Genomic DNA, 24,838 nt, shown 5'->3' with positions numbered 1-24,838 from the left:
AATTTGGCGGCCACCTACTCTCCCACACCGTCTCCAGTGCAGTACCATCGGCCGTCTGCGGCTTAACCATCGTGTTCGGGATGGGTACGGGTGTTCCCCGCAGGCGCATCGCCACCAAAATTTTTTGTTATCTCCTGCTCTTTACAAGGAAATCCGTCCCTCTAGTTCCGCCATTCCCTCTTCAAGTGCTCTGCTTGATAACTCAACAATAGACAACTCTTCTCTACTTCTTCTTCCTTAGAAAGGAGGTGATCCAGCCGCACCTTCCGATACGGCTACCTTGTTACGACTTCACCCCAGTTATCCGTCCCGCCTTCGGCAGCTCCCTCCTTACGGTTGGGTCACTGACTTCGGGCGTTACTGACTCCCATGGTGTGACGGGCGGTGTGTACAAGACCCGGGAACGTATTCACCGCGACATTCTGATTCGCGATTACTAGCGATTCCAGCTTCATGTAGTCGAGTTGCAGACTACAATCCGAACTGAGACGTTATTTTTGAGATTCGCTCCGCTTCACAGCTTCGCTTCCCTTTGTTTACGCCATTGTAGCACGTGTGTAGCCCTGCCCATAAGGGGCATGATGATTTGACGTCATCCCCACCTTCCTCCAGGTTATCCCTGGCAGTCTCTCTAGAGTCCCCGGCTTATCCGCTGGCTACTAAAGATAAGGGTTGCGCTCGTTGCGGGACTTAACCCAACATCTCACGACACGAGCTGACGACAACCATGCACCACCTGTCTCGGCTGCTCCGAAGAGAAGGCGACATTACTCGCCGGTCACCCGGATGTCAAGGGCAGGTAAGGTTCTTCGCGTTGCTTCGAATTAAACCACATGCTCCACCGCTTGTGCGGGTCCCCGTCAATTCCTTTGAGTTTCATTCTTGCGAACGTACTCCCCAGGTGGACTACTTATTGCGTTGGCTGCGGCACCGAATAGCTTTGCTACCCGACACCTAGTAGTCATCGTTTACGGCGTGGACTACCAGGGTATCTAATCCTGTTTGCTCCCCACGCTTTCGAGCCTCAACGTCAGTCACTGTCCAGTAAGCCGCCTTCGCCACTGGTGTTCCTCCTAATATCTACGCATTTCACCGCTACACTAGGAATTCCACTTACCTCTCCAGCACTCTAGATCAACAGTTTCCAATGCACTCCCGGGGTTGAGCCCCGGGTTTTCACATCAGACTTGCTGCTCCGTCTACGCTCCCTTTACACCCAGTAAATCCGGATAACGCTTGCACCATACGTATTACCGCGGCTGCTGGCACGTATTTAGCCGGTGCTTCTTAGTCAGGTACCGTCATTTTCTTCCCTGCTGATAGAGCTTTACATACCGAAATACTTCTTCGCTCACGCGGCGTCGCTGCATCAGGGTTTCCCCCATTGTGCAATATTCCCCACTGCTGCCTCCCGTAGGAGTTTGGGCCGTGTCTCAGTCCCAATGTGGCCGGTCACCCTCTCAGGTCGGCTACTGATCGTCGCCTTGGTGAGCCTCTACCTCACCAACTAGCTAATCAGACGCGGGTCCATCTCATACCACCTCAGTTTTTACCTCTGCACCATGCGGTGCTGTGGTCTTATGCGGTATTAGCAGTCATTTCTAACTGTTATCCCCCTGTATGAGGCAGGTTACCCACGCGTTACTCACCCGTCCGCCGCTCAGTCACTTCACTTTCCTTCCGAAGAATTCCACCAAAGCGCTTCGCTCGACTTGCATGTGTTAGGCACGCCGCCAGCGTTCATCCTGAGCCAGGATCAAACTCTCGTTATAAGTGTTTGTCTTGGTCAAAAATCACTACTAGCAATTCTTTCCCTCTTTACTGTTCTTGGTTCGTTTTTCAAACCGTTCTTTGAATTTTCTCTTAAGAATTTTCAAGGATCGTTGTCTATTGTTCAGTTATCAAGGTGCTTTGTTTCGCTCTTGAGCGACAACTTCTTTATCTTACCAAACTCATTGCCTGTTGTCAAGAACTTTTTTATTTTTCTTTGCTAATTTCTTTTCGCTTTCCCTTGCGAGTCAGCTTAACCATATTAGCATCTTTTGTGTGGTTTTGTCAAGACATTTTGTAAAGTTTTTTTACATTTCTTTCTATATTCTTAACTTATCCGACACATTGCTTCTCTTTTCTCCAAAAAGAGAAACAAACGGAGAAGGAGGGATTTGAACCCTCGCGCCGCTACTAACGACCTACTCCCTTTCCAGGGGAGCCCCTTCGGCCAGCTTGGGTACTTCTCCAAAACGTTCGCTATTTAATATACACGAAATCCCCGTCCTTGTCCAGTACTTTTTTCACTTTTCTCAAACATTTTTTTCTCCCCAAATATACAGTACTCTTTCTACATTTTAAGTACTATATGTTGTGTGCTTTCTTCATGATATAGCTGCAGTCGCAAAACCTCCTTCAGAGAAACTTATATAGAAATTTTCTCTGGAATTTTCATAAAAAAAGTGATAAAGCTTTCTGCATAAGCTTTATCACTTTTTCTTTTAAACGGAGAGGGTGGGATTCGAACCCACGCGCCCTTGCGGACAAACGGTTTTCAAGACCGCCTCGTTATGACCACTTCGATACCTCTCCTGATATAGTCCACTCACACAGAACATATTCCTCTCTGTGCGACGTGGATTATTCTACCATAATCACCGTCACTGTGTCAAGGGTTTTCTTGATAAAAACACTTTCGCCACTTCCAGATCTTCCGGTGTCGTGATCTTGATATTTTCATAGGAGCCACAGACCAGTTTTACCGGATACTGCAGCATCTGCTCTACCACCATAGCGTCGTCCGTCACCTGGATATGTGTTTTATGTGAAAGAAGCTCATACGCCTCCTTTAATAAAGCGGCGTCAAATACCTGTGGAGTCTGCACAAGCCATACAAATTCCCTCTTTGGAGTTTCTTTGACGAATTCTTCTTCGTCTGCCAGCTTGATCGTATCTTTCACCGGCATTCCTACCACACACGCTTTACACACGCATACTGCCTCATATGCACGCTCTATCATGGCAGTATCCACAAATGGACGCGCTCCATCGTGCACAAACACGTACCCCTCGCCTTCGATTTCACTTAATCCTTTCCAGACAGAGTGATAGCGCTCTGCACCTCCCGGAATGATTCGCCGCACTTTTTGGATCCCGTATTTTTCTACGATTTCCTTACGACAATATTCTTCTTCTCCTTTGCCTACAACGAGAACGATCTCATCTATATAAGGAGAAAGATCAAATACATGAAGCGAATAGTAGAGGATCGGGCGTCCCTCCAACAATACATACTGCTTACGTACCTTTGTTCCCATACGTCTGCCCTGTCCTGCCGCAAGGACAATGGCTGTACACTTTTTCTTTTCCATACTCCTATCGCTCTCCCAATTTTAAATTCGGTACCGCATTTAAATCCCAGCCATGTCTCGTCCCTGCAAGGTATTCATAGTACGCCGCAGCTCCGATCATAGCTGCATTATCCGTACACAATATAGGAGACGGATAGTAAAACTGGATCTTTCTCTCTTGGCATGCCGCTTCCATCCCGGCACGCAGCGCACTGTTAGACGCCACTCCTCCTGCGATCGCAAACTTGTAGATACCAAATTCTTCTGCCGCGCGCATCGCTTTTTCTACCAATACATCCACCACCGCTTTTTGAAAAGACGCGGCAATATCTGCCGGATCATAAGTTTCACCTTTCATCTTACAGCCATTGATATAGTTGAGGACAGAAGATTTCAACCCGCTGAAGCTAAAATCATAGGGCGCGTCTTCCATATGAGCCTTTGGGAAACGTATCGCCGCCGGATCGCCTTCCTTGGCAAGCCGATCGATCTTGGGACCGCCCGGATATCCTAATCCGATCGCGCGCGCCACTTTGTCATAGGCTTCCCCTGCCGCGTCATCCCTTGTCCTTCCCAATATCTCATATACGCCATAGTCTTTTACCTTCACAAGATGTGTGTGTCCTCCTGATACGACCAGACAGAAAAAAGGAGGTTCTAACTCCGGATGCTCGATGTAATTTGCAGAAATATGTCCTTCTATATGATGCACACCCACAAGCGGAAGGTTCCTTGCATAGGCGATTGCCTTTGCTTCAGCCACACCAACCAGCAGAGCGCCCACAAGCCCCGGACCATACGTCACCCCCACTGCGTCTATATCATCCAGTGTTACCTCCGCCTCTTTCAATGCTTCTTCTACCACCTGATTGATCTTTTCAATATGCTTTCTGGATGCAATCTCTGGTACTACGCCGCCATATAATTTATGCAGATCGATCTGCGATGAAATGACATTAGAAAGCACTTCTCTGCCATTATGCACGACAGCTGCTGCCGTCTCATCGCAGGAACTTTCAATCGCCAGTATGTTCATATCTTTGATTTCTTTCATAAAAAGCCTCTCTTCTCTCCCGGCTGCACAAACTCCTTTTTGCCGGTTCTCCTCTATGAAAAAGTTAATTCCGTTGACATCCTGTCTTTTCCGGCTTTAGCCGCCGGAAATATCCTTCGAACCTCATCCATATATTCTTCCGGACGAGTCAAAGAAGGACTGTAATGTGTCAGCCACATTTCTTTCACCTGTGCATCTTTAGCTATCTGCGCCGCCTCATAGAACGTCATATGCTTATACTCTACAGCCTTCGACGCCTTCTCTTTCTCTCCATACATTCCTTCGCAGATAAACAGATCCGCCCCTTTCGCATTCTCACGGATAGAGTTCGTAGGACGGGTATCTGTCGTATACGTCAGCTTGATCCCTTTGCGTGCAGGCCCAAGCACCATGTCCGGCGTCAATCTTCCTTCTGCCGTTTCTACCGTTTCTCCCTTTTGCAGGATACTCCAGTATTTTTGCTCGATTCCCTGTGCTCTTGCCCTCTCTACATCAAATTTTCCCGCACGGTCTATTTCCATTGTATATCCGTAACACACAACATTATGATTTACACGAAAGGCTTTCAATCTGTATCCATTTAACGCAAATGTCTGCTCTGCCCCTTCGATTTCCCGAAAAATAATAGGAAACGGCAGTTCCGGCGCTATAACACGCAGCGCGTTTACAACACGTTCCAGTCCTTTAGGTCCTATCAATGTCAGGGGTTCCCGCCGATCTGCATTTCCCATTGTCAAAAGCAGACCCGGCAGACCACTTATATGATCTCCATGGAAGTGCGTAAAACAGATCACATCAATAGGTTTGAAACTCCATCCCTTTTCCTTGATCGCGATCTGCGTTCCCTCTCCGCAGTCTATCAACAGACTGCTTCCATTGAATCTCGTCATCAGCGCTGTCAGCCAGCGATATGGGAGCGGCATCATACCGCCGCTTCCAAGCAAACATACATCTAACATATCATCCCTCTGTTTCCACCGGTATCTGGAAGGTACGGACCCATTCATCATAACAAGATTCGCATAGATCAAACGTATGTTTTTCCCCATCTTTGTTTGAAAAATATCCCCACATATGATCGACGCTAAATACGCCTTCCTCCGTTCTTCCATTTATGACCGGAATTTCTTTTCCACATTTATTACAAATAATCTTTTTGATTTCTTTTGTCTCTTTTACCTGATACTGGCGCATATAGTCTCCTCCTGTGCAAAACAGATCTTCTACTTGCTACGCCTATATTATAACGATACTGCGCCTCATTTCCTACTGGGAAGTGCTTCCTTATACTCCACAAGATTTCCATTCTGTCTCTACCAATAGGCGATTTCTCTGCTCATCAATACAGCGTCCTCGGATGGTTTCTCGTAAAATGCTTTTCTCTCTCCATCACGGACAAAGCCCTGTGCTTTATAAAATGTCTGTGCCGCCTCATTGCTCTGCCTTACATCCAGCATCAGCTTACCTATTTTCCTAGATTTACAAATACGCTCCAATTCCTTCATCATCTGGTGCGCTACCCCTTGCCGCTGCTTCTCCTTTGTCACAGCGATCTTTGCGATCTCTCCTTCACCTGCGGCAAAATATACAAACATATAACCAATTAATTTTTCTGCCTTTACAGCAGCCAAACAGATCGTATTCGAATTTTTAATCGTCTCTATGATCCCCTTTTCACTCCAGCCATCCGAAAACAGCTGGTGTTCCATCTCAGACACCGCTGCGGCGTCTTCTTCTTTCAGTTCTCTCACGAACAATTTTTCCTGACTTTCCCGTAAGGCGCGCTCTCGCTCCGCCTGAGATACACGCAGATAATCCGGTCTGTGTTCTCTGGCAGATTCGTATTTTCCCGCTTTATAGTAAACGATTCCCAGGGCGCCCAATACAGCCGCCCTCTGCCGATTCATATAGGAGGGCGCAAAAGAGTATGGCACTTTTAATCCCTCTTTCAGCAAAGACGCATAGACAGGCACACCGTCACCAAGAAATACCACCGGACGTCCATATCGATTCAGCCGCCCGATCAATTCCTCCACCGAAATCGCCATCTGCATCTTCATAACCTGAAAGACCGGTCTTACCAAATTTTCTCCTTCTATCTCCCCGGCTTTTCTGGAAAATGTATACATCCCCGTATAGACCTGCTTTCTCCTGGCATCCATAAGAGGGCAGATAATATCTGTACATCCGTATACATTATAGGCGAGCGCATCCACCGTAGGCACAGAGATCAATGGTTTATCAAGAGCAAGCCCCAATCCTTTCGCCGTCGCGGAACCTATCCTTAATCCCGTAAAGGAACCTGGTCCGCCCGCCACGGCAATTGCGTCGATCTCCTTTAGATCCATTTCTACCATTTTCACAATTTCATCTATCATCGGCAGCAATGTCTGTGAATGTGTCTTCTTATAGTTCACCGTATATTCCGCAATCGTCTGCTCCTCATCTACGACAGCAGCCGCCGCCGTCAGCCCGGAACTGTCAATCGCTAATACTTTCATGGCTTCCTCTCCTTTTCACTTTGCAGGATAAAATGGGGTCAGTACCTGTCTGACCCCTTCCATACACTGCTCTATTTCTTTTCGTTTATTTCTTCTATAGTAATCTTCCTGTATGAGAATCCTTGCTCCAGATCCTTCTCGATCGTTATTTCCGTACGGGGTATGGGAAGAATCTCTTCTATAAGATTTGCCCATTCGATCAGGGATACACCGTCCCCCATGACATACTCTTCAAATCCTATTTCATCCATCTCCTCAACATCCCCGATCCGGTATACATCAAAATGATAGAATGGTATTCTCCCTTCTTCATATACCTGTACAATGGTAAAAGTCGGACTGCTCACAGGTTCCTCGATACCCAGACCTTTGGCCAGGCCTTTTGTAAAGACCGTCTTTCCAACGCCCAAATCTCCCATCAAGGTAAAGACCTGTCCCGGATGTGCCTTTTCTCCCATTCGTCTGCCAACCGAAAACGTCTCTTCAGGACTTTTTGTCTCCAGTATCATTTCATCCCCCTGTTCTTTTAATGGTGGAACAGACGGATTCCAGTAAACGCCATTGCCATCTGGTATTTATCGCATGCGGCAATCACATGATCATCTCTGACAGATCCGCCCGGCTGCGCAATATATTTTACGCCGCTTTTGTGTGCCCGCTCAATATTATCTCCAAATGGGAAAAACGCGTCCGAGCCGAGCGCCACGTCTGCCATCTTATCAAGCCATGCTCTTTTTTCTTCTCTCGTAAATACTGCCGGTTTTTCTTCGAATGTATTTTCCCACACACCGTCTGCAAGAATATCCATATATTCTTCACCAATATATAAGTCAATCGCATTGTCTCTGTCCGCGCGCCCGATCCCTGACTTAAATTTAAGTCCAAGTACCTGCGGACTCTGTCTAAGCCACCAATTATCTGCTTTCTGCCCTGCCAGACGTGTACAGTGGATCCGGGACTGCTGCCCTGCTCCGATCCCGATCGCCTGTCCCCCCTTCACATAACATACAGAGTTCGACTGAGTATATTTCAAAGTGATCATAGCGACCGCCAGATCGCGCTTTGCATCCTCCGGGATTTCCTTATTATCTGTCACTACATCAGAGAAGAAATCTTTATCGATATGCAGTTCATTTCTGCCCTGCTCAAAAGTAATGCCAAATACTTCCTTATGTTCCAATACTTCCGGCACATATGTTTCGTCTATCTGAATGATGTTGTAATTGCCTTTTTTCTTCTGCTGTAAGAGTTCCAGCGCCTCTGGTTCATATCCCGGTGCGATCACACCATCAGATACTTCTCTTTTGATCAGTTTTGCCGTATCCACGTCACACACATCGGAAAGGGCAATGAAATCTCCAAAAGAAGACATTCTGTCAGCACCGCGCGCACGTGCATAAGCGCAGGCAAGAGGAGAAAGTTCTCCCAGATCGTCTACCCAATAGATTTTAGCCAGTGTCTCCGTCAGCGGGATACCAACTGCCGCTCCCGCCGGCGATACATGCTTAAAGGAAGTGGCTGCCGGAAGCCCTGTTGCCTTTTTCAGCTCGCTGACCAACTGCCAGCCATTGAACGCATCTAGGAAATTGATATACCCCGGACGCCCGCAAAGTACCTGGATCGGCAGTTCACTTCCGTCCTTCATATAGATCCGGGACGGTTTTTGATTCGGGTTACATCCATATTTTAATTCTAATTCTTTCATATGACCGTGCGCTCCTTTACTTATTCTTATTTATGATCTTTGTCTCGTATTTTCCTGTTTCAATATCGATATAGCGTACAAACAGAGAAACCTTATTTTCTTCATTCAGACTATTCCACAAAAGATCTGTGAATACTTCTATATCTTCCTCAATAGATACCAGCTTCGGTTCTCCTTCAAAACTTGGCAGTGGATCTCCATCACACTGATAAGTATGAATAAAATGCCCTTCTCCCGCCATTGGATTCTCATAGGCAAACGTATATCTGTTGCAGCTCTCACTGCTTCCGTTATTGCTTTTCAAAATAGACATTGCATAGTTGTATGTTCCATTCTCTACATGCAGGATCCCGGATATACGCGGCGTAAAGTTCGGAGCATCCGGCTCGAATTCGCGGCTGCGTAATGTCTGTTCAAATGTCATCTGCTTGTCCATGCCTTCATATATCGTATCTGTCTGATCTCCGTTGGTCACAATTGTTTTATTCCCCAGCACTCGTACAGGAGCATAAATGATCAGGCTTGGATCTGTCAATTTTGATTCGTCATACGCCTGTGTCCGTATCCCTTCTCCTTCTTCTACAAAAATGCGATTCCGGCTGTTCACACTGCGTCCCATGATAAAATACGCGGCAACCGCTTTTTTTCCATCCTTACTCTTTCCGATAATGATGCCTCTCCCCGGGTAAGAATTTTCCCGAAGTTCCTGCTCGATTGATAACATCTTCATATTTGCGCTTCTCCTTTGCTTCTCGCCGCCTCAAGAAGGCGGGAATCATCTCTCATCTGCTATTATACATTTGTGCACCCGCAAGTTCAATACGGATTCTAGTTTTTCATAATAAGGAATACCTTGCTGATACGATTGTCTTTCATTTTTTCTACTGTAAAGACCAAGTTTTCTTCTTCTATCACCGTCTTATCTTCTTTTGCCGGAATATATCCCAGACGCTCGATCAGATATCCCGAAAGTGTATCATAATTCTCGGTCTCCAGCTTCAGCTGTAATTCTTCATTTAAATCTTCTATCAATATGCTTCCGTCAAGACGGTACGTACACGCATCCAGCCTTTCGATCTCCGGCTCTACCTCTTCATATTCTTCATTAATATCGCCCATGATCTCTTCCACCAAATCTTCTACTGTTACGATTCCTGAAAAGCCTCCATACTCATCTACAAGTACTGCCATATGGCGCCTGGATTCCTGCATCTGACGGAACAACTCCGCCGCATACTTTGTCTCCGGTACGAAAAATGGTTTGTGGAGCATACTGCGGACATCCATTTGCTCCAGACTCCTTTTGCGCATTTCGATCATAACATCCTTCACATGCAGGATCCCGATGATATTATCAATATTTTCTTCATACACAGGAATTCTTGTATGTCTCGTCTCCAAAATTTCATCCAATATATATTCCAGCGGTTCTTCTATATTGAGCGTATATACCTCTCTTCTGGGAACCATAATCTCTCTTGCCGTTCTGTCGTCAAAAGCAAAGACCGAATCGATCATTTCACGTTCTTCATCATCAAACGTCCCTGTCTCATTTCCCATTTTTAAAAGCGTTCGAATTTCTTCTTCCGTCACTGCTTCTTCTTGATCTTCTGTCTTCATGCGCAGCAGTTTCAATACACATTTTGTCGATACAGAAAGCAACTTGATAAATGGGGAAAGTACGATCGATATATAGTGTATTGGCATGACCGTCAGCATACAAAAAGCTTCTGCCTTCTGCAGGGCAATCCTCTTAGGTACTAATTCTCCAAAGACCAGATTGAAAAACATCAGCACCAGCGTCAGTCCGTTTCTTGCGATAGAGCCGCTGTAAGGGATCTGATACTGCGCCAGCCATCCGGCAACATAAGGCGCCAGCCCCGCTGCCGCCGAAGCACTGGAATAGAAGCCGGCAAAGGTGATCGCGACCTGGATAGTCGACAGAAACTTCGTGGAATCTTCAAATAGGCTTTCCACCACTTTCGCCTTCTTATTGCCTGATTCGGCAAGTGCACGTATCCGATTCTTGTTTACCGATACAACGGCCATCTCTGCTCCGGCGAAATAAGCATTCATCAATGTGAAAAAGAGCAGCAGCAATAAAGTTGAAATAATCGAGTTTCCCGCAGGGTCTGCATCCATAAAAAATAACTCCTCCTAAATCTAAGACAGTTTCTGCCGTTCTTAACTGCAAAAACACTGTATCACGGCAGGTATCCTGTCTTCTGCAAAATATTTTTAGAAGGAGTATATCATGTACATATATTTTTCGCAAGAAGCAGATTTGATTTCCATTTTCTATTTTTTGCTCTGTTCCTGCTTTATATCTTTTTGCCTTTGAATAAATTCCGGTATATCTTCTTTTGGAATCCCCAGTGAAAATGCGAATTCACTGAACAGCGCATGTTCTAAGAGCATCTGATATTTCTTATCCATACTCGTCATACTGCCTCGGCTCTTCGTCCTTTTGTACAACGTCTTAAGTACTCTTACCCAGCTCTCCGGCCGGTATCCAGAAATACAATTCTTATATTCCTGTTCTCTGTACTTTTCGTTTTGGATCCCCAATACTTCTATCTCATCCAGTCTTCCGATCAGCGCCAACGCCTCCTCTTTGCTGACCGGCTGTCTGATATTACTTACGTCATCCATAGGAACATACGCCTTATCTCTGGAATTGTCTACAGACTGCAGCGTATAATATTTTCGTTTCTTGTCCGCAAATGAAAAATTTAACGTTCCGATCTCTTCAATTTTATAGACTCCTCTGCATTTATACACAACCGCGTCTCCGGATTTGAGCATGCTTTGCCTCCTTTCTGCTCCTTCTGTCAGTATAAGTATAGCCAAAGAAAGACCGGTACAAATACTGTAACGGTCTTTTTCGATATTCTTACTATTTATTTTAACATCTTTCCGGATAGGAAGTAAGTTGTTTTACATTTTTTGCTGATTTTCGTCACTTCTGGACAATAAACATATACCGTGTTTTGCACAGTATGCACAAAACACGGTATAGAAAATTAAGCTGTCGCTTCGTTCTTCTTTTCAGTCAGTCTTTTAATGCCCTGCAGAGCAACGATCACACCAAGGATCAGAAGCAGTACAGCAAAGATAAGCTGCAGTGTATTGCCGAAGTCTAACTGTCCTGCGATAAGCAGTCCGCCCAGTTTATAGATCGTCATACCAAGTGCCGTAAATGTAACTGCCATCATGAACAGCATAGGAAGCCAGAGCATAACGCCCTGCCGTTTTGTTTTCTTTAAGAATACGGCACATGCTACCAGAGCCAGCACAGACAACAACTGGTTCGCGGAACCAAACAGCGGCCATATATTCTGGTATCCTACCTTGGCGAGCAGATATGCCAGAACAAGTGTGATAACAGTCGCAAAATATTTGTTTGTCATCAACTTTAAAAATGGACTCATATTATTTTCGTCTACATCATCATCCAGCCAGAACTCCTGGAAAGAGAGTCTACCCACACGTGCAACAGAATCCAAAGATGTCAGCGCAAAAGCGGAAACTGCCAGGTTGATCAATGTAAACACCAACTCATATGGCAGTCCTATAGCTGTCAAGAAGTTGGCGATCGCCCCTGCAAAAATCTGCGGCTGTGTCGTCAAGCCCTGTGCTGCCGCCTCGCCAGACGCAAAGGATGCGACTGCGATCAGAGCGATCACAGCAAGCATACTCTCCATCAGCATAGCGCCAAAGGATACCGGCAGCATATTCTTCTCGTTCTTGATCTGTTTAGAAGCAGTACCGGAAGATACCAGTGAATGGAAACCGGATACCGCTCCGCAGGCGATCGTTACAAAAAGGATCGGGAACAAATATTGTCCGTCTACGTTAAAGCTTGTAAATGCAGCTAGATTACATTTCGGATTTGCTACAAATACACCCACGATTGCGGCCAAAATCATAAAGATCAGCAGATAACTGTTCAGATAATCACGCGGCTGAAGCAGCGCCCATACTGGCACAACAGATGCGATCAGTATGTAAATAAAAATGATGATATGCCATGTACTCTGGCTGATATAAATCGGGAAATTTAATCCCAGGGCAACTGCCCCTACGAGCAGAGCGATCGCGATCGCTGTGTTTACCCATTTATTCAATTTACCGTATTTCAGCAGCATACCGAGCGCAACTGCTTCTACGATAAAGATCATAGATGTCATTGCGACAGCGCCATTCGCTGTGATATTGCCCAATACATTTCCTGTCTCCGGATCCACTGAAAATCCGTTGAACGTGCCTGCCACGACATCTGCAAATGCGGCAACAACCAAGATACAGAACAGCCAGCAGAATAACAAGAATAATTTCTTTCCTGTTTTTCCAATATATTCTTCAATAATGTAACCGATCGTACGTCCTTTATTCTTGACAGAAGCATACATAGCCGCAAAATCCTGGACAGCACCAAAGAATACGCCTCCGATCAAGATCCATAACAGTACCGGGAGCCATCCAAAGATTGCTGCCTGGATAGGTCCATTGATCGGGCCTGCACCCGCGATCGACGCAAACTGATGTCCAAATACAACATTAGTATCTGCCGGTACATAGTCTACCCCATCCTCCATCTCATATGCCGGTGTCTTGGCATTTGGGTCAATCCCCCATTTGTTCTGAAGATATCGCCCATAGATCAGATATGCTCCAATGAGCACAACAAGGGCAATGATCATCATAAGTATTCCACTCATTTTTCTTCCTTCTTTCTTCCTTGTATTTCACACAGTCAATGCAGGGTCCCCGTTTTTTATTGCATAGGAAGCCTATATAATAAAAAAACTCTGTAATCTCCTGACAGGAAATTACAGAGACGAAATTTTACTCCGCGGTACCACTCTGTTTGCTATAATTACTTTTATAGCCGCTCACCTGCTGTCATCCAAAACAGCGTCTCCTTTAACGGCGAGAAACCGTCCCTTCTTACTGCAATTACGTTCAGAGGGATGCTCCCGGGTGATGCATCACAGACTCTTCACACCGCTTTCCACCCGCCAGCGGCTCTCTGTACTGAAAACATCTGCACTGCCTGTCCCATTCACTGCATTTTTCGTGTTCTATTATGTTTTATCACTTTACATTGAAAAAGTCAATATTTTTTTTAGTGAAATTTAATAAAATATTTATATCTTCTCATTCAGGTCTTAACGCGCTCGCAGAACCTCCGGATAAGTATTGTAAATCTATGCACTTTTTCCTATAATAGGAACAAAAGAACAAATCAGGAGTATGGATACTTATGAAAAAGCAGTTCGTAAAAAATCTGGCAGTGACTTTTCTTTTGCTTGGTGCAGCAACCGCATTTGCCTTTCTTTTTTTCCACTTTGGTCATAAAAATTCAGCCAATATCGCATTGTTTTATATATTGGCGCTGATTTTGATCTCTCTGTATACAGACGGCTATTTCTATGGGATCACAGCCGCTTTATTCGGAGTCGTCGCTGTCAATTACTTTTTCTCATACCCGTATTTTAAAATCAATTTCACGCTGGACGGATATCCGGTCACTTTTATCGGCATGCTGGCAATTTCTTTGATCACCAGCGCCATCACTTCTTCTATGAAACGTCAAAAACATTTGATTGCTGAGCGGGAACGAAAGCTGATGGAAGCCGATAAAGAAAAACTGCGGGCCAATCTGCTGCGAGCCGTGTCTCACGATCTGCGCACGCCGCTCACCAGTATCATCGGTTCTTCTTCCTCTTATTTGGAGAATTACACAGATCTTTCGGAAGCAGAACGCACAGAACTCGTTTCGAATATAAAAGAAGATTCGGAGTGGCTCTTAAACATGGTAGAAAATCTGCTGACCGTCACTCGTATCTCAGGCAACACTGGAAAAGTCAAAAAATCTCTGGAAGTAGTAGAAGAAGTCGTATCTGAGGCAATCGTACGACTCCAGAAGCGCCATCCTGATATGAAAGTCACAGTAACAATGCCAAATGATTTTCTCATGCTCCCCTTAGACGCCACACTGATCGAACAAGTTTTGATCAACCTTCTGGAAAATTCTTATATACATTCCAAAAGTAAAGAACCGTCTGATCTGATCATCATAGAAAATCCAGACTCTGTTACTTTTACTATCCGCGACTATGGGATCGGACTGGATGAAGCGCAGCTGCCTTTTATTTTTGAAGGCCAGTATTCCTCTGATGCCTCCGACGGACATAAGGGCATCGGAATCGGACTCTCGATCTGCAAAACGATCGTGCAGGCACATGATGGTCATATTGCCGCCGCAAACCATGGACATGGCGCAGAATTTTCATTTACTCTGCCCAAAGAAAAGGAGGAAAATAATGCTGCATAAATTTTCAATCTTGATCATAGAAGACGAAAAGAATATCCAGACTTTCATGGGGAAAATATTAAAACGCCATGACTATCGCGTTTTCTGCGCTGATACCGGTCGTGACGGGCTGGACCTCATCCGTTCGCAGTGTCCCGATATAATTCTGTTGGATCTAGGACTTCCTGATATAAGTGGAAATACGATCATCCAAGAAGTACGTACCTGGACCAGTACTCCTATTATCGTCATTTCTGCCAGAAATGCAGAACGTGAAAAAGTCGCTGCTCTCGACCAGGGTGCGGACGACTATATCACAAAACCCTTTGGCACTTCTGAATTATTGGCGCGTATCCGCGCCTCACTCCGCCACAGTAACCGCATGAACACAGATAATCCTCTGTACATCCGCCCATACTCCCATAAGGGAATGAGACTCGATTTTGCCCGTCGGCTGATCACCATAGACGGCAAAGAAGTACACTTAACTCCTATTGAATATAAAATCGTCTCTTATCTGGCACAAAATTCCGGCAAGGTCATCACATATGCATCTATCCTGTCTAATGTATGGGGACCTTTTGCTGATGATGACAATAAGATCCTGCGTGTAAATATGGCGAATATCCGCCGTAAGATCGAATCAGATCCTGCACAGCCAAAATATATATTCACAGAAGTAGGCGTAGGATACAGAATGGCAGAAGATGAGGAAGAAGAATAATATCTCCCCCTGCCTTTTCATGTTAAAATACTGCTAAGAACTCCTCTTTTTTCTTTTCATATAGATAGGCTCCCTTTATAATAACGTTTAGAAATTTTAAACGTCAAAGGAGTGTACATCATATGAATATCGGTTTATTGTTACTTATGATCATCGGAGGCTCTGTGGGAGTATTTTCATCCCTGTTTATTCTTATTAGTCTTCCTGTTATGATCATCCAGAAAGTTTACCGGAAAATTCGTTATGGTTATGCCCTGACGGATTAAAAATTTCACCTTAATAATTTTATCCTTCAATATAATGGCGCAGGTCCCTTCCTTCTGACCCGCGCCATTTTGTATTTTTATGCTTCTTTTTATCTCCTCTAACTGATGTCCAGCATCTCACATACCACTCTTGCCAGCAGCGTTCTGCACATGATAACTGGTTTCCCCGTAATCTCTTTCACCAGTTTCTTTGATCTTTCAGTATATCCGATGCAGTCCATCACAACCAAGTCGGCATCAATATCTTTGACCGCGTTAGCCGCATCGATCACTTCCTGTATATCCCCATATGGATTGGCTGCTACGGGATGCAGTGTCTTGACCACACTGCCCCACTGATCATATGCCTGCTGGATCTGTTCTTTATCGGGAGTTATCAGGATGATCTTGGAGCGTGGACTTAATCCCTTTGCCACTCCATTTAACAGTCCTGACGGATAGATCAACGGTACATGCGCCTTAAAGACATCCGGAAATGTACCTCCGCAGAAAAACATGATCAATTCCACGCCTTCTGCCTCCAGCTTTTCGATACATCCCTGCAGGCGCTCCAAGATAAAGCTTTCTCCAAATTTCGCATAGGAACCGTCATTTAATCTGGAAACAAGTACATAATCATCCTCTTTCGGCTTCATCTGCTCGATTTCTTCCCGCGTAAGTCCATCCAGCGCTCCTGCCTCAAGCAGTTCTACATCTTCCCCAAATATTGGCAGAATATCCGGTGTTACATCCACCCTTGGCGACTGTCCGATCGTGACTCCTCCTATTTTCATAATTTTTTACCCTCCTTCTATTTTTTATCTGCTATATCCGCAGATTTAATCCCTTTTACAGATTTCGAACTCTCTACCCCTATTCTATCACAACTTTCATCTATTAGATATGCCTTTATATTTAAAAAATATGCCTTATTTTTTGTGCATTTTGCATAAAATTTCTGTAAAATAAAAAACATCCGGAAACCGGAAGTATTTCTCCCCCGGTTCCCAGATATTTTTCCAGTACAAAACAGAATCTTTCTATTTTATTTTGTATTGTACGTCCAGCCTGTACGATTCATCTCTTCGATCGCGTCTGCCACTAACCCGACTAAAATATCCAGCATCTGATTACCTTTTTCAATAGAAGCCTTTGTCGGATCTCCCGTAGCGCCTGTTTTTGTAATTTCCTTGATGTCCCAGATAATATCTGTCGTCTTATTCACATCGATTACCTTCTCCGGAACCTGACTCTCCGCATATTCCAGATTTACTAATTCCGGACGTACTGCCATCATGATAGATGTCTCGCCTTCTCCACCGTGTCCAAGTCCATTCCACACTTCAAACCTGTCTCCCATGATCGGTCCCACCTTATTCCACCATGCAGGCATATACAGGAATTTGGCATCTTTATGACGATCCTTTACATTATGTGCCGCGATTTCCAATGCTGGGATATTTCCATCATGGCCATTTAAAATATAGATATGTTTGATCCCGTTATGTATCAAGCTTTCAAATATATCTTCTGCAATAGCGATCTCTGTATCATACCGCAGTGTAACGGACATCGGATACTGATTATAATGGATGGAAGTACCAAACGGAACTGCCGGAACGACTACTACATTATCCAGCTTTTCAGCTACTCTTTTCGCCACTTCTGTAGGAACAAAATAATCCGGTCCCAGACAGCAGTGCCAGCCATGGCTCTCACAGGAACCAAAGCAGGTGATCGCCGTCACATCCTCTGCGTGCTCTAACATTGCCTTTACCTCACGTGCGCTCATCTCATTTAAAAATACTTTTTTCATGTCTATATCCTCCTTTATATGATTTTACTTTTTCGGCAAATATGTTAACGTCATGCGTCCCGTCATTTTTTATACTTCTTTTACCAATTCCTGGTCTGCCTTTTTATCTGGCATGAATCTGTAGATGACAAAATAGATGATAACAGAAACAATCAGCGCAAACAGTCCTGACGGTAAGTTATACGGAAGAGGTGTCACATACTGGAAATAATACCCCAATCCCGCGCCTATTACAAAAGAAATCACACCTGCCCAACGCCATTTTGGCTGTTTATGCAGCAGTTTCGCATCATATTTCTTTTTCCCGATCAGATAATAATCTGCAAGGATCGGCGCGCATAGCGGAGGAGCCATTGCTCCTAAAGTATTGATAAAGTTGGCAAAGAAAATCTGATAGAAACCGATTGCTCCAAGGATCGTTCCCAAAATACCACAGACAGCAACCAAGATCTTTCTGTTTACCTTCACACCTACCGCATCCAGGATCGGTCCTGTATACAGAGAGTTGCAGTATAGTTCACTGTTGTCTGTCGTCCACAGAGACGTGGTCCATGTAAATACGGCAACAAGTGCAAGAATTACACTAAAGCCCATCATCCACGCAACATAGTTATATTGTCCGGCGCTTACACTTCCGATATATCCCACAATATTCAAAAGCGGATTCGTAAATACAAAGCATGCTGCCGCGCACCACCAGACTGCTTTCACACTTTTGTTGAAGCGGAACATATCTACTCCCATTACTGCTCCTGCTACCCAGCTGCCTACGACCGCTGTGATTCCGGTTCCCAGTCCCAAGCCGTCCAGTTCGCTTGCCTTATTTATAAAACTGCTGACTCCGCCGCCTTCATTGATCATGCCGATTCCGGCAATGATCGCGACCAGAAGGATAAGCGGGCATACTACCTTCGCGATTTTTTCTATAGCACTGATCCCTCGGATCGCACTGATCGTAAACACAACACCCCAGAATATTACAGCGATCAATACTTCCAATGTAATATCCGGTACTCCTTGATACCCCCAATCTGCAGGACTAAATACTGTAATACCACTTGGATTTCCTATAAATCCACCCCATATATCAGCAATCATTCCTACAATACTGGAGAACCATCCTAACGTCAAAAGTGCCATTACAGCCATGGGAATAATGAAGCCCTTACTCCCATATGAATATTTGGATATCAAAGACAGATTTAATCCGGTTTTATGGGCTGCAATTCCGAGAAGCGCTGTCATGATCAACAAGGAGCCTTCTCCCAATATAATTGCCAGGAGTGCATCCATAGGATTTAAGCCTGGCGCTCCCCCGTATCCTGCAAGTGTACCTCCGACAAACAATCCTGTTGCACAATAACCAAAACCGACCCATACCATGATCTGACTGTACGTGGACCTTCTCTTATCCATGGGAACTGGTTCCAGCATATACTCTGTGTCTACTACTTCCTCAACATTCACTTTCTTTTCTTGTTCCTGCATAAATTCCCTCCTTCTAGTCTTTGTCCCTTTTTACCCTAATGTTACTTCACCCGCATAATCTGTGTCGAATATTTCTCTGATCTTCTGCGGATCTTTTGTCTGCCCTAATGCCCACATCAGCTTTGTAACGATCGCCTCTGTCGTCATATCTCTTCCCGGTATGACGCCGCACTCCAAAAGCTTTTGTCCCACTTCATACATAGAAAAATCGCTTTTTTCGTACAGACATTGGCTGCATGCCACGATACTGATTCCATTTTCTACAAGTTTATGCAGCTTAGGAATTAAGTTTCTTCTTTCAAAATGTGTGCCTCCGGCTCCGAAAGCTTCAATTACAATGCCTCGATATTTCATATCCAGCAGCCGGTCAAATATTTCCGGATTCGTTCCGGGTATCAGTTTTAACAGAAATACATCTGTACAAAGTTCCTTTTTCAGACAGAATGGCTTCTGCTCTTTCGCTGGATGCATATCTTTTCTATACACATGCATACCGTCCGCATATACTTCTCCCACGTATGGCGCAGAAATACTTTCAAAAGCATTAAATCCCAATGTTCTAACCTTTACTGCCCTACATCCGTTTATAATTTTATCATCAAATGCAATCGCTACTCCTTTTATGTCCGTATTCACCGCAGCAAATGCGGCCTGTAGGTTTCGCTTTGCATCGGTAAACATTTTCTCGATCGGAATCTGTGCTCCGGTCAAGATAACCGGCTTATCCAGATTCTGGAGCATATAGCTGAGCGCAGAAGCTGTATATGCCATCGTATCTGTCCCATGTGTAATAATAATCCCATCATATAGAGCCAGATTCTCTGTAACAATTTCTGCGATATACTGCCATTCCTCAGGCTGTACATTTGAACTGTCTAGATTCAGGATATCCTGGCTGTCTACTTCAAAGCAGCCTTTTATTTCCGGCAGCATTTCTAAAATATCCTGGCATTTTATATCCGGAACTAGCCCTTGTTCTCCGTTTCGCGCTGCAATTGTCCCGCCTGTCGTAAGCAGCAGTACCTTTTTCATCATGCATTCCTCCCCTCTTCTTGTTTTGATATGCAGCGAAGATTTTGGAAACAGCCCAACATTTACTCCACGGAAACATATTTAAAAATTCTTTCCTTCTCTAAAATATAGTCTATATTCTACACCTCCCATCTCTCTTTCCACATATTGTTTCGCCTTCTCCACATCCCTTGCGCATAGAGCATCGATCAGCTTTAAATGCTCCTCCATAAGGCTTTTAGCTTTTGAACTTTTCCAGTCTTTCACCAGTACACGCCTTAGTTTATTCAATATGCTTTCAAGAGATGACATCAAATACGGATTTCTCGATAAATATGCAACAGACATATGAAACTGCATATTCATCTCACTATATTCCTGATATGTGCTTCCTTCAATTTTCGCGATCTGTTCTTTCGTATAGTCTTTCAAAAATTTCAGTTCCTCATCTGTAGCATATTGAATCGCCATCTCGGCAGAGGCTTTTTCCAGTACACCTCTAAACTGAAAAAGGCTTTGCAGCTCAGTGACAGATATTCCCTTCACCAGATACCCTTTATTTGGAATTTTCTCAAGAAATCCTTCCATGCATAGATAATTCAGAGCTTCTCTGGATGGTGTCTTACTAACACCAAATTTCTCCGATATTTCTGCCTCTGTGATCATATCATTTTCTTCATAGTTCCAATTGATAATATCATTCCTCAGCTCCTGGAGAACTCGCTCGGTCATAGACTGTCTCTTTGCCATTTCTTCCCTCCCTTATGATATATTTATAAAATCCTATTTATACATCAGTGATATATCACTAATGTATTTTTATTCTATATTACTCAATACATCTTTTATTGTCAATACTTTTTGTGTATTATATACAATTATTTTTTTCTATTTACAAGTATCCCCGAAAATATAGACATAAAAAACCGTTGTCTTAGATTTTTTAGAATTTTCACCCTTGACAACGGTTCTTATAAAATACTTATTTCTTTTATGAAATTCTCTTTATTCTGTCTCTTCTGCAGGCATCAATTCCTCTTCTAACTCCACTTCTTCCTCGAAACTGATGTCCTCTTCCTGCTCTAACTCTGTACTGAGTTTGACGTCACGGTATTTCTTCATACCTGTTCCGGCAGGAATGTGCTTACCAATGATGACATTTTCCTTTAAGCCTACCAGATGGTCAACTTTTCCTTTGATTGCCGCTTCTGTCAGGACTTTTGTCGTCTCCTGGAAAGAAGCTGCTGAAAGGAAGGAATCCGTGGCAAGAGATGCCTTTGTGATACCGAGCATGATCTGCTCTCCTGTAGCAGGCTCTTTGCCTTCGGCCTCCAGACGTTCATTTACCTCGTTAAACTCCAAGACATCTTCCATCATGCCTGGAAGGAAATCACTGTCGCCTTTTTCTTCTACACGCACTTTTTTCAGCATCTGGCGCACGATGACCTCAATGTGCTTGTCATTGATTTCAACTCCCTGCAGACGGTATACACGCTGTACTTCCTGGATCATGTAATCCTGCACTGCACGCAGGCCTTTGATCTTCAGAATATCATGCGGATTGACACTACCTTCTGTCAATTCGTCTCCGGCCTCTAACTCTGCTCCATCCTGAATCTTAATCCTGGAGCCATAAGGGATCAGATATGCCTTGGATTCGCCTGTCTCATCATTATTCACGATGATCTCACGCCGTTTCTTTGTATCGCTGATCGTTGCCTTTCCTGCAAATTCTGTAATGATTGCAAGACCCTTTGGCTTTCTCGCCTCGAAAAGTTCTTCGACACGAGGAAGACCCTGTGTGATATCATCACCGGCAACACCACCCGTGTGGAAAGTACGCATAGTAAGCTGTGTACCCGGCTCACCGATAGACTGCGCAGCAATGATACCAACTGCTTCTCCTACCTGTACCGCCTCTCCTGTCGCCATGTTAGCACCGTAACACTTAGAGCATACGCCGTCTTTACACTTACAGGTAAGGATCGTACGGATCTTTACTTTCTGGAGCGGCTCACCATTCTCGTCCACACCTTTTTTCATAACTCTCTCAGCACGTCTTGGTGTGATCATATGATTTGCTTTTACAAGTACATTTCCCTCTTTATCTTTAATATCCTCACAGGAGAAACGTCCGGTAATACGTTCCTGGAGACTTTCGATCTCTTCATTGCCATCCATGAAAGCTTTTACATACATACCTGGAATTTCTTTGCCCGGTTCTACACAATCGCTGTCATGTATGATCAGTTCCTGAGAAACATCCACAAGACGTCTTGTCAGGTAACCGGAATCGGCTGTACGCAGCGCCGTATCAGACAGACCTTTACGAGCACCATGCGCAGACATGAAATATTCCAGTACGTCCAGACCTTCACGGAAATTGGACTTGATCGGCAGCTCGATCGTACGTCCTGTCGTATCTGCCATCAGACCACGCATACCTGCAAGCTGTTTAATCTGCTTATCAGAACCACGGGCTCCGGAGTCTGCCATCATAAAGATATTATTATATTTATCCAAACCAGAAAGCAATGCTTCTGTCAGCTTATCATCCGTTGCTTTCCATGTTTCTACAACTTCTTTATAGCGTTCTTCCTCGGTGATCAGACCACGTTTGTAATTCTTCGTGATCCTGTCTACCGTATTCTGCGCTTCTTCGATCATCTGCGGTTTCTGCGGAGGTACAGTCATATCAGAGATAGATACCGTCATGGCCGCTCTCGTAGAAAACTTATATCCGATCGCTTTTACATCATCCAGCACTTCTGCCGTCTGTGTAGCTCCATGGGTATTGATAACTTTCTCCAGGATCTGCTTTAACTGCTTCTTTCCTACGTGGAAGTCTACTTCAAGCAACAATTCGTTGCCTTCAACTTCTCTGTCTACAAATCCCAGATCCTGCGGAATGATCTCATTGAATAAAAGCCGTCCCAAAGTCGCATCGATCGTACCAGACTTCAGCGTTCCATCCGGCATCTCCTTAGAAACACGTACTTTAATCTTGGAGTGCAAAGTAATATATCCATTCTCGTATGCAAGGATTGCTTCGCTGACGCTCTTGAAGAACATGCCTTCCCCTTTAGCGCCTGGTCTTTCCTGTGTCAGATAATAAATACCAAGTACCATATCCTGTGAAGGCACCGCCACCGGACCACCATCCGATGGTTTCAGCAGGTTGTTCGGTGAGAGAAGCAGGAAACGGCACTCTGCCTGTGCTTCCACGGACAGCGGTACGTGTACGGCCATCTGGTCTCCGTCAAAATCGGCATTGTACGCAGTACATACCAGCGGATGCAGCTTGATCGCCTTACCCTCTACCAGGATCGGTTCAAATGCCTGAATACCAAGTCTGTGCAGTGTGGGGGCACGGTTTAACATAACCGGATGCTCTTTGATCACTTCTTCCAGAACATCCCATACCTCCGGCTGAAGTCTCTCTACCATTTTTTTTGCATTTTTAATATTGTGTGCTGTTCCATTTGCTACTAGTTCTTTCATAACAAATGGTTTAAACAGCTCAATTGCCATTTCTTTAGGCAGACCGCACTGATAGATCTTCAGTTCCGGTCCTACGACGATAACCGAACGTCCGGAATAGTCAACACGTTTTCCGAGCAGATTCTGACGGAAACGTCCGGATTTCCCTTTCAGCATATCAGACAGAGACTTCAAAGCTCTGTTTCCAGGTCCTGTTACCGGACGGCCACGGCGTCCGTTATCGATCAGCGCATCTACCGCTTCCTGCAGCATACGCTTTTCGTTTCTTACGATAATATCCGGCGCTCCCAACTCTAACAATCTTTTCAGTCGGTTGTTCCGGTTGATGATCCTTCTGTACAGATCATTTAAATCAGAGGTTGCAAAACGTCCTCCGTCCAACTGTACCATAGGACGCAGATCCGGTGGGATGACCGGGATCGCAGTGAGGATCATCCATTCCGGTTTATTGCCGGATTCGCGGAAAGCCTCTACTACTTCGAGTCGTTTTACGATTCTTGCACGCTTTTGTCCCGTTGCATTTTCCAGTCCTGCCTGCAGTTCTTTATATTCTTTTTCCAGATCAATGGATTCCAGAAGTTCTTTTATCGCCTCTGCGCCCATTCCTACACGGAAGGAGCCGTATCCCCATTTTTCTTTCTGTTCCTGATATTCTGCCTCGGATAAGATCTGTTTGTACTGCAGATCTGTCTCCCCCTTATCCAATACGATATAAGACGCAAAATACAGTACTCTCTCCAGTGTCCTTGGCGATATATCTAAGATCAGTCCCATGCGGCTTGGAATTCCTTTAAAATACCAAATATGTGAGACCGGAGCCGCAAGGGCGATATGCCCCATACGTTCACGGCGTACACTTGCCTTAGTGACCTCAACGCCGCAGCGGTCACACACAACCCCTTTGTAGCGGATCTTTTTATATTTTCCACAATGGCATTCCCAGTCTTTGCTTGGTCCGAAAATACGTTCACAGAAAAGCCCGTCTTTTTCTGGTTTTAAGGTCCTGTAATTGATCGTTTCCGGTTTTGTAACCTCGCCTCTTGACCATTCCATGATTTTTTCCGGTGAAGCCAGCCCGATTTTGATTGCATCAAAAGTTAATGGTTGATACTGTTGTTCATTACTGTTTGGCATAT

General features: G+C 44.7%; 20 protein-coding genes, 2 tRNA genes, 2 rRNA genes and 1 other annotated feature. Of the genes, 3 read left to right on the top strand and 21 right to left on the bottom strand.

All coding sequences use genetic code 11. The features are described from left to right. Position 1: 1 nt before the first annotated feature. The 15 genes from rrf to BN3282_RS02150 all read right to left on the bottom strand — a co-directional run bounded on the left by rrf (position 2) and on the right by BN3282_RS02150 (position 13,319). A 5S ribosomal RNA gene (rrf, locus tag BN3282_RS02220) occupies positions 2-119 on the bottom strand. A gap of 122 nt (positions 120-241) precedes the next feature. Further along, a 16S ribosomal RNA gene (locus BN3282_RS02215) occupies positions 242-1,772 on the bottom strand. Positions 1,773-2,147: 375 nt separating this feature from the next. Continuing rightward, positions 2,148-2,237, bottom strand: a tRNA-Ser gene (locus tag BN3282_RS02210). Between the two features lie 257 nt (positions 2,238-2,494). Further along, positions 2,495-2,580, bottom strand: a tRNA-Ser gene (locus BN3282_RS02205). Positions 2,581-2,648: 68 nt separating this feature from the next. Next, positions 2,649-3,359 carry a 2-C-methyl-D-erythritol 4-phosphate cytidylyltransferase gene (ispD, locus tag BN3282_RS02200; RefSeq protein WP_059066512.1) on the bottom strand — a complete coding sequence of 237 codons (711 nt, stop codon included), beginning with the start codon at positions 3,357-3,359 and terminating at the stop codon, positions 2,649-2,651. A 4-nt stretch (positions 3,360-3,363) separates the two neighbouring features. Next, on the bottom strand, positions 3,364-4,392 hold the full coding sequence (gene tsaD / locus BN3282_RS02195; protein WP_059066511.1) for a tRNA (adenosine(37)-N6)-threonylcarbamoyltransferase complex transferase subunit TsaD: 1,029 nt from the start codon (positions 4,390-4,392) through the stop codon (positions 3,364-3,366). A gap of 53 nt (positions 4,393-4,445) precedes the next feature. Beyond that, positions 4,446-5,351, bottom strand: coding sequence for a ribonuclease Z (locus BN3282_RS02190; protein WP_059066510.1), 906 nt, complete (start codon positions 5,349-5,351; stop codon positions 4,446-4,448). Position 5,352: 1 nt separating this feature from the next. Next, complete coding sequence (locus tag BN3282_RS02185) at positions 5,353-5,586, bottom strand: hypothetical protein (RefSeq protein ID WP_059066509.1); 234 nt, start codon at positions 5,584-5,586, stop codon at positions 5,353-5,355. A 119-nt stretch (positions 5,587-5,705) separates the two neighbouring features. Then, positions 5,706-6,893, bottom strand: a complete 1,188-nt coding sequence (gene tsaB / locus BN3282_RS02180; RefSeq protein ID WP_059066508.1) for a tRNA (adenosine(37)-N6)-threonylcarbamoyltransferase complex dimerization subunit type 1 TsaB — start codon at positions 6,891-6,893, stop codon at positions 5,706-5,708. 71 nt (positions 6,894-6,964) lie between these two features. After that, positions 6,965-7,402 carry a tRNA (adenosine(37)-N6)-threonylcarbamoyltransferase complex ATPase subunit type 1 TsaE gene (gene tsaE / locus BN3282_RS02175; protein WP_059066507.1) on the bottom strand — a complete coding sequence of 146 codons (438 nt, stop codon included), beginning with the start codon at positions 7,400-7,402 and terminating at the stop codon, positions 6,965-6,967. 17 nt (positions 7,403-7,419) lie between these two features. Further along, positions 7,420-8,598: a phosphoribosylaminoimidazolecarboxamide formyltransferase gene (locus BN3282_RS02170; protein WP_059066506.1), complete on the bottom strand. Its 1,179-nt coding sequence runs from the start codon at positions 8,596-8,598 to the stop codon at positions 7,420-7,422. 16 nt (positions 8,599-8,614) lie between these two features. Further along, positions 8,615-9,328, bottom strand: a complete 714-nt coding sequence (locus BN3282_RS02165) for an IMP cyclohydrolase (RefSeq protein ID WP_059066505.1) — start codon at positions 9,326-9,328, stop codon at positions 8,615-8,617. A gap of 98 nt (positions 9,329-9,426) precedes the next feature. Then, positions 9,427-10,740 (bottom strand): hemolysin family protein, encoded by a 1,314-nt coding sequence (locus BN3282_RS02160; RefSeq protein ID WP_059066504.1) that lies wholly within the window; start codon positions 10,738-10,740, stop codon positions 9,427-9,429. A 156-nt stretch (positions 10,741-10,896) separates the two neighbouring features. Next, positions 10,897-11,403: a CarD family transcriptional regulator gene (locus tag BN3282_RS02155; protein ID WP_059066503.1), complete on the bottom strand. Its 507-nt coding sequence runs from the start codon at positions 11,401-11,403 to the stop codon at positions 10,897-10,899. Between the two features lie 218 nt (positions 11,404-11,621). Continuing rightward, on the bottom strand, positions 11,622-13,319 hold the full coding sequence (locus BN3282_RS02150) for a carbon starvation CstA family protein (protein ID WP_059066502.1): 1,698 nt from the start codon (positions 13,317-13,319) through the stop codon (positions 11,622-11,624). Between the two features lie 112 nt (positions 13,320-13,431). After that, positions 13,432-13,676: a binding site (T-box leader), on the bottom strand. A gap of 188 nt (positions 13,677-13,864) precedes the next feature. Between BN3282_RS02150 and BN3282_RS02145 the strand changes: the two genes are divergently transcribed. From BN3282_RS02145 to BN3282_RS14970, 3 genes are all read left to right on the top strand, one after another. Then, entirely contained in the window at positions 13,865-14,938 is a 1,074-nt protein-coding gene (locus BN3282_RS02145) for a sensor histidine kinase (RefSeq protein ID WP_059066501.1), read from the top strand. Next, positions 14,931-15,641: a response regulator gene (locus BN3282_RS02140; protein WP_059066864.1), complete on the top strand. Its 711-nt coding sequence runs from the start codon at positions 14,931-14,933 to the stop codon at positions 15,639-15,641. The genes BN3282_RS02145 and BN3282_RS02140 overlap by 8 nt, the downstream gene beginning before the upstream one ends. Before the next feature lie 122 nt (positions 15,642-15,763). Continuing rightward, positions 15,764-15,907 carry a hypothetical protein gene (locus BN3282_RS14970; protein WP_162858204.1) on the top strand — a complete coding sequence of 48 codons (144 nt, stop codon included), beginning with the start codon at positions 15,764-15,766 and terminating at the stop codon, positions 15,905-15,907. Positions 15,908-16,005: 98 nt separating this feature from the next. On the opposite strand, the gene BN3282_RS02135 is transcribed toward BN3282_RS14970, so the two are convergent. The 6 genes from BN3282_RS02135 to rpoC all read right to left on the bottom strand — a co-directional run bounded on the left by BN3282_RS02135 (position 16,006) and on the right by rpoC (position 24,836). Next, positions 16,006-16,680 carry an AroM family protein gene (locus tag BN3282_RS02135; RefSeq protein ID WP_059066500.1) on the bottom strand — a complete coding sequence of 225 codons (675 nt, stop codon included), beginning with the start codon at positions 16,678-16,680 and terminating at the stop codon, positions 16,006-16,008. A gap of 251 nt (positions 16,681-16,931) precedes the next feature. Next, a complete protein-coding gene (locus tag BN3282_RS02130; protein ID WP_059066499.1) occupies positions 16,932-17,702 on the bottom strand; it encodes a creatininase family protein in 771 nt (256 codons plus the stop codon). Between the two features lie 69 nt (positions 17,703-17,771). Beyond that, on the bottom strand, positions 17,772-19,190 hold the full coding sequence (locus BN3282_RS02125; protein WP_059066498.1) for a purine-cytosine permease family protein: 1,419 nt from the start codon (positions 19,188-19,190) through the stop codon (positions 17,772-17,774). A gap of 30 nt (positions 19,191-19,220) precedes the next feature. After that, positions 19,221-20,225: an asparaginase gene (locus tag BN3282_RS02120; RefSeq protein ID WP_330382126.1), complete on the bottom strand. Its 1,005-nt coding sequence runs from the start codon at positions 20,223-20,225 to the stop codon at positions 19,221-19,223. Positions 20,226-20,303: 78 nt separating this feature from the next. Continuing rightward, the gene (locus tag BN3282_RS02115; RefSeq protein WP_242866574.1) at positions 20,304-20,951 is read right to left on the bottom strand and encodes a GntR family transcriptional regulator; all 648 of its coding nucleotides are present in this window, start codon (positions 20,949-20,951) and stop codon (positions 20,304-20,306) included. Between the two features lie 255 nt (positions 20,952-21,206). Further along, positions 21,207-24,836 carry a DNA-directed RNA polymerase subunit beta' gene (gene rpoC / locus BN3282_RS02110; RefSeq protein WP_059066496.1) on the bottom strand — a complete coding sequence of 1,210 codons (3,630 nt, stop codon included), beginning with the start codon at positions 24,834-24,836 and terminating at the stop codon, positions 21,207-21,209. Positions 24,837-24,838: the final 2 nt, after the last annotated feature.

Origin of the sequence: Mediterraneibacter massiliensis (assembly GCF_001487105.1) — a bacterium.
GTDB lineage: Bacteria > Bacillota > Clostridia > Lachnospirales > Lachnospiraceae > Mediterraneibacter > Mediterraneibacter massiliensis.
This window is presented reverse-complemented; position numbering and strand designations above follow the sequence as displayed.

Coding starts and splice junctions, on each gene's coding strand:
- ispD (WP_059066512.1), bottom strand. CDS start 3,359: ATGGAAAAGAAAAAGTGTACAGCCATTGTCCTTGCGGCAGGACAGGGC.
- tsaD (WP_059066511.1), bottom strand. CDS start 4,392: ATGAAAGAAATCAAAGATATGAACATACTGGCGATTGAAAGTTCCTGC.
- BN3282_RS02190 (WP_059066510.1), bottom strand. CDS start 5,351: ATGTTAGATGTATGTTTGCTTGGAAGCGGCGGTATGATGCCGCTCCCA.
- BN3282_RS02185 (WP_059066509.1), bottom strand. CDS start 5,586: ATGCGCCAGTATCAGGTAAAAGAGACAAAAGAAATCAAAAAGATTATT.
- tsaB (WP_059066508.1), bottom strand. CDS start 6,893: ATGAAAGTATTAGCGATTGACAGTTCCGGGCTGACGGCGGCGGCTGCT.
- tsaE (WP_059066507.1), bottom strand. CDS start 7,402: ATGATACTGGAGACAAAAAGTCCTGAAGAGACGTTTTCGGTTGGCAGA.
- BN3282_RS02170 (WP_059066506.1), bottom strand. CDS start 8,598: ATGAAAGAATTAGAATTAAAATATGGATGTAACCCGAATCAAAAACCG.
- BN3282_RS02165 (WP_059066505.1), bottom strand. CDS start 9,328: ATGAAGATGTTATCAATCGAGCAGGAACTTCGGGAAAATTCTTACCCG.
- BN3282_RS02160 (WP_059066504.1), bottom strand. CDS start 10,740: ATGGATGCAGACCCTGCGGGAAACTCGATTATTTCAACTTTATTGCTG.
- BN3282_RS02155 (WP_059066503.1), bottom strand. CDS start 11,403: ATGCTCAAATCCGGAGACGCGGTTGTGTATAAATGCAGAGGAGTCTAT.
- BN3282_RS02150 (WP_059066502.1), bottom strand. CDS start 13,319: ATGAGTGGAATACTTATGATGATCATTGCCCTTGTTGTGCTCATTGGA.
- BN3282_RS02145 (WP_059066501.1), top strand. CDS start 13,865: ATGAAAAAGCAGTTCGTAAAAAATCTGGCAGTGACTTTTCTTTTGCTT.
- BN3282_RS14970 (WP_162858204.1), top strand. CDS start 15,764: ATGAATATCGGTTTATTGTTACTTATGATCATCGGAGGCTCTGTGGGA.
- BN3282_RS02135 (WP_059066500.1), bottom strand. CDS start 16,680: ATGAAAATAGGAGGAGTCACGATCGGACAGTCGCCAAGGGTGGATGTA.
- BN3282_RS02130 (WP_059066499.1), bottom strand. CDS start 17,702: ATGAAAAAAGTATTTTTAAATGAGATGAGCGCACGTGAGGTAAAGGCA.
- BN3282_RS02125 (WP_059066498.1), bottom strand. CDS start 19,190: ATGCAGGAACAAGAAAAGAAAGTGAATGTTGAGGAAGTAGTAGACACA.
- BN3282_RS02120 (WP_330382126.1), bottom strand. CDS start 20,225: ATGATGAAAAAGGTACTGCTGCTTACGACAGGCGGGACAATTGCAGCG.
- BN3282_RS02115 (WP_242866574.1), bottom strand. CDS start 20,951: ATGGCAAAGAGACAGTCTATGACCGAGCGAGTTCTCCAGGAGCTGAGG.
- rpoC (WP_059066496.1), bottom strand. CDS start 24,836: ATGCCAAACAGTAATGAACAACAGTATCAACCATTAACTTTTGATGCA.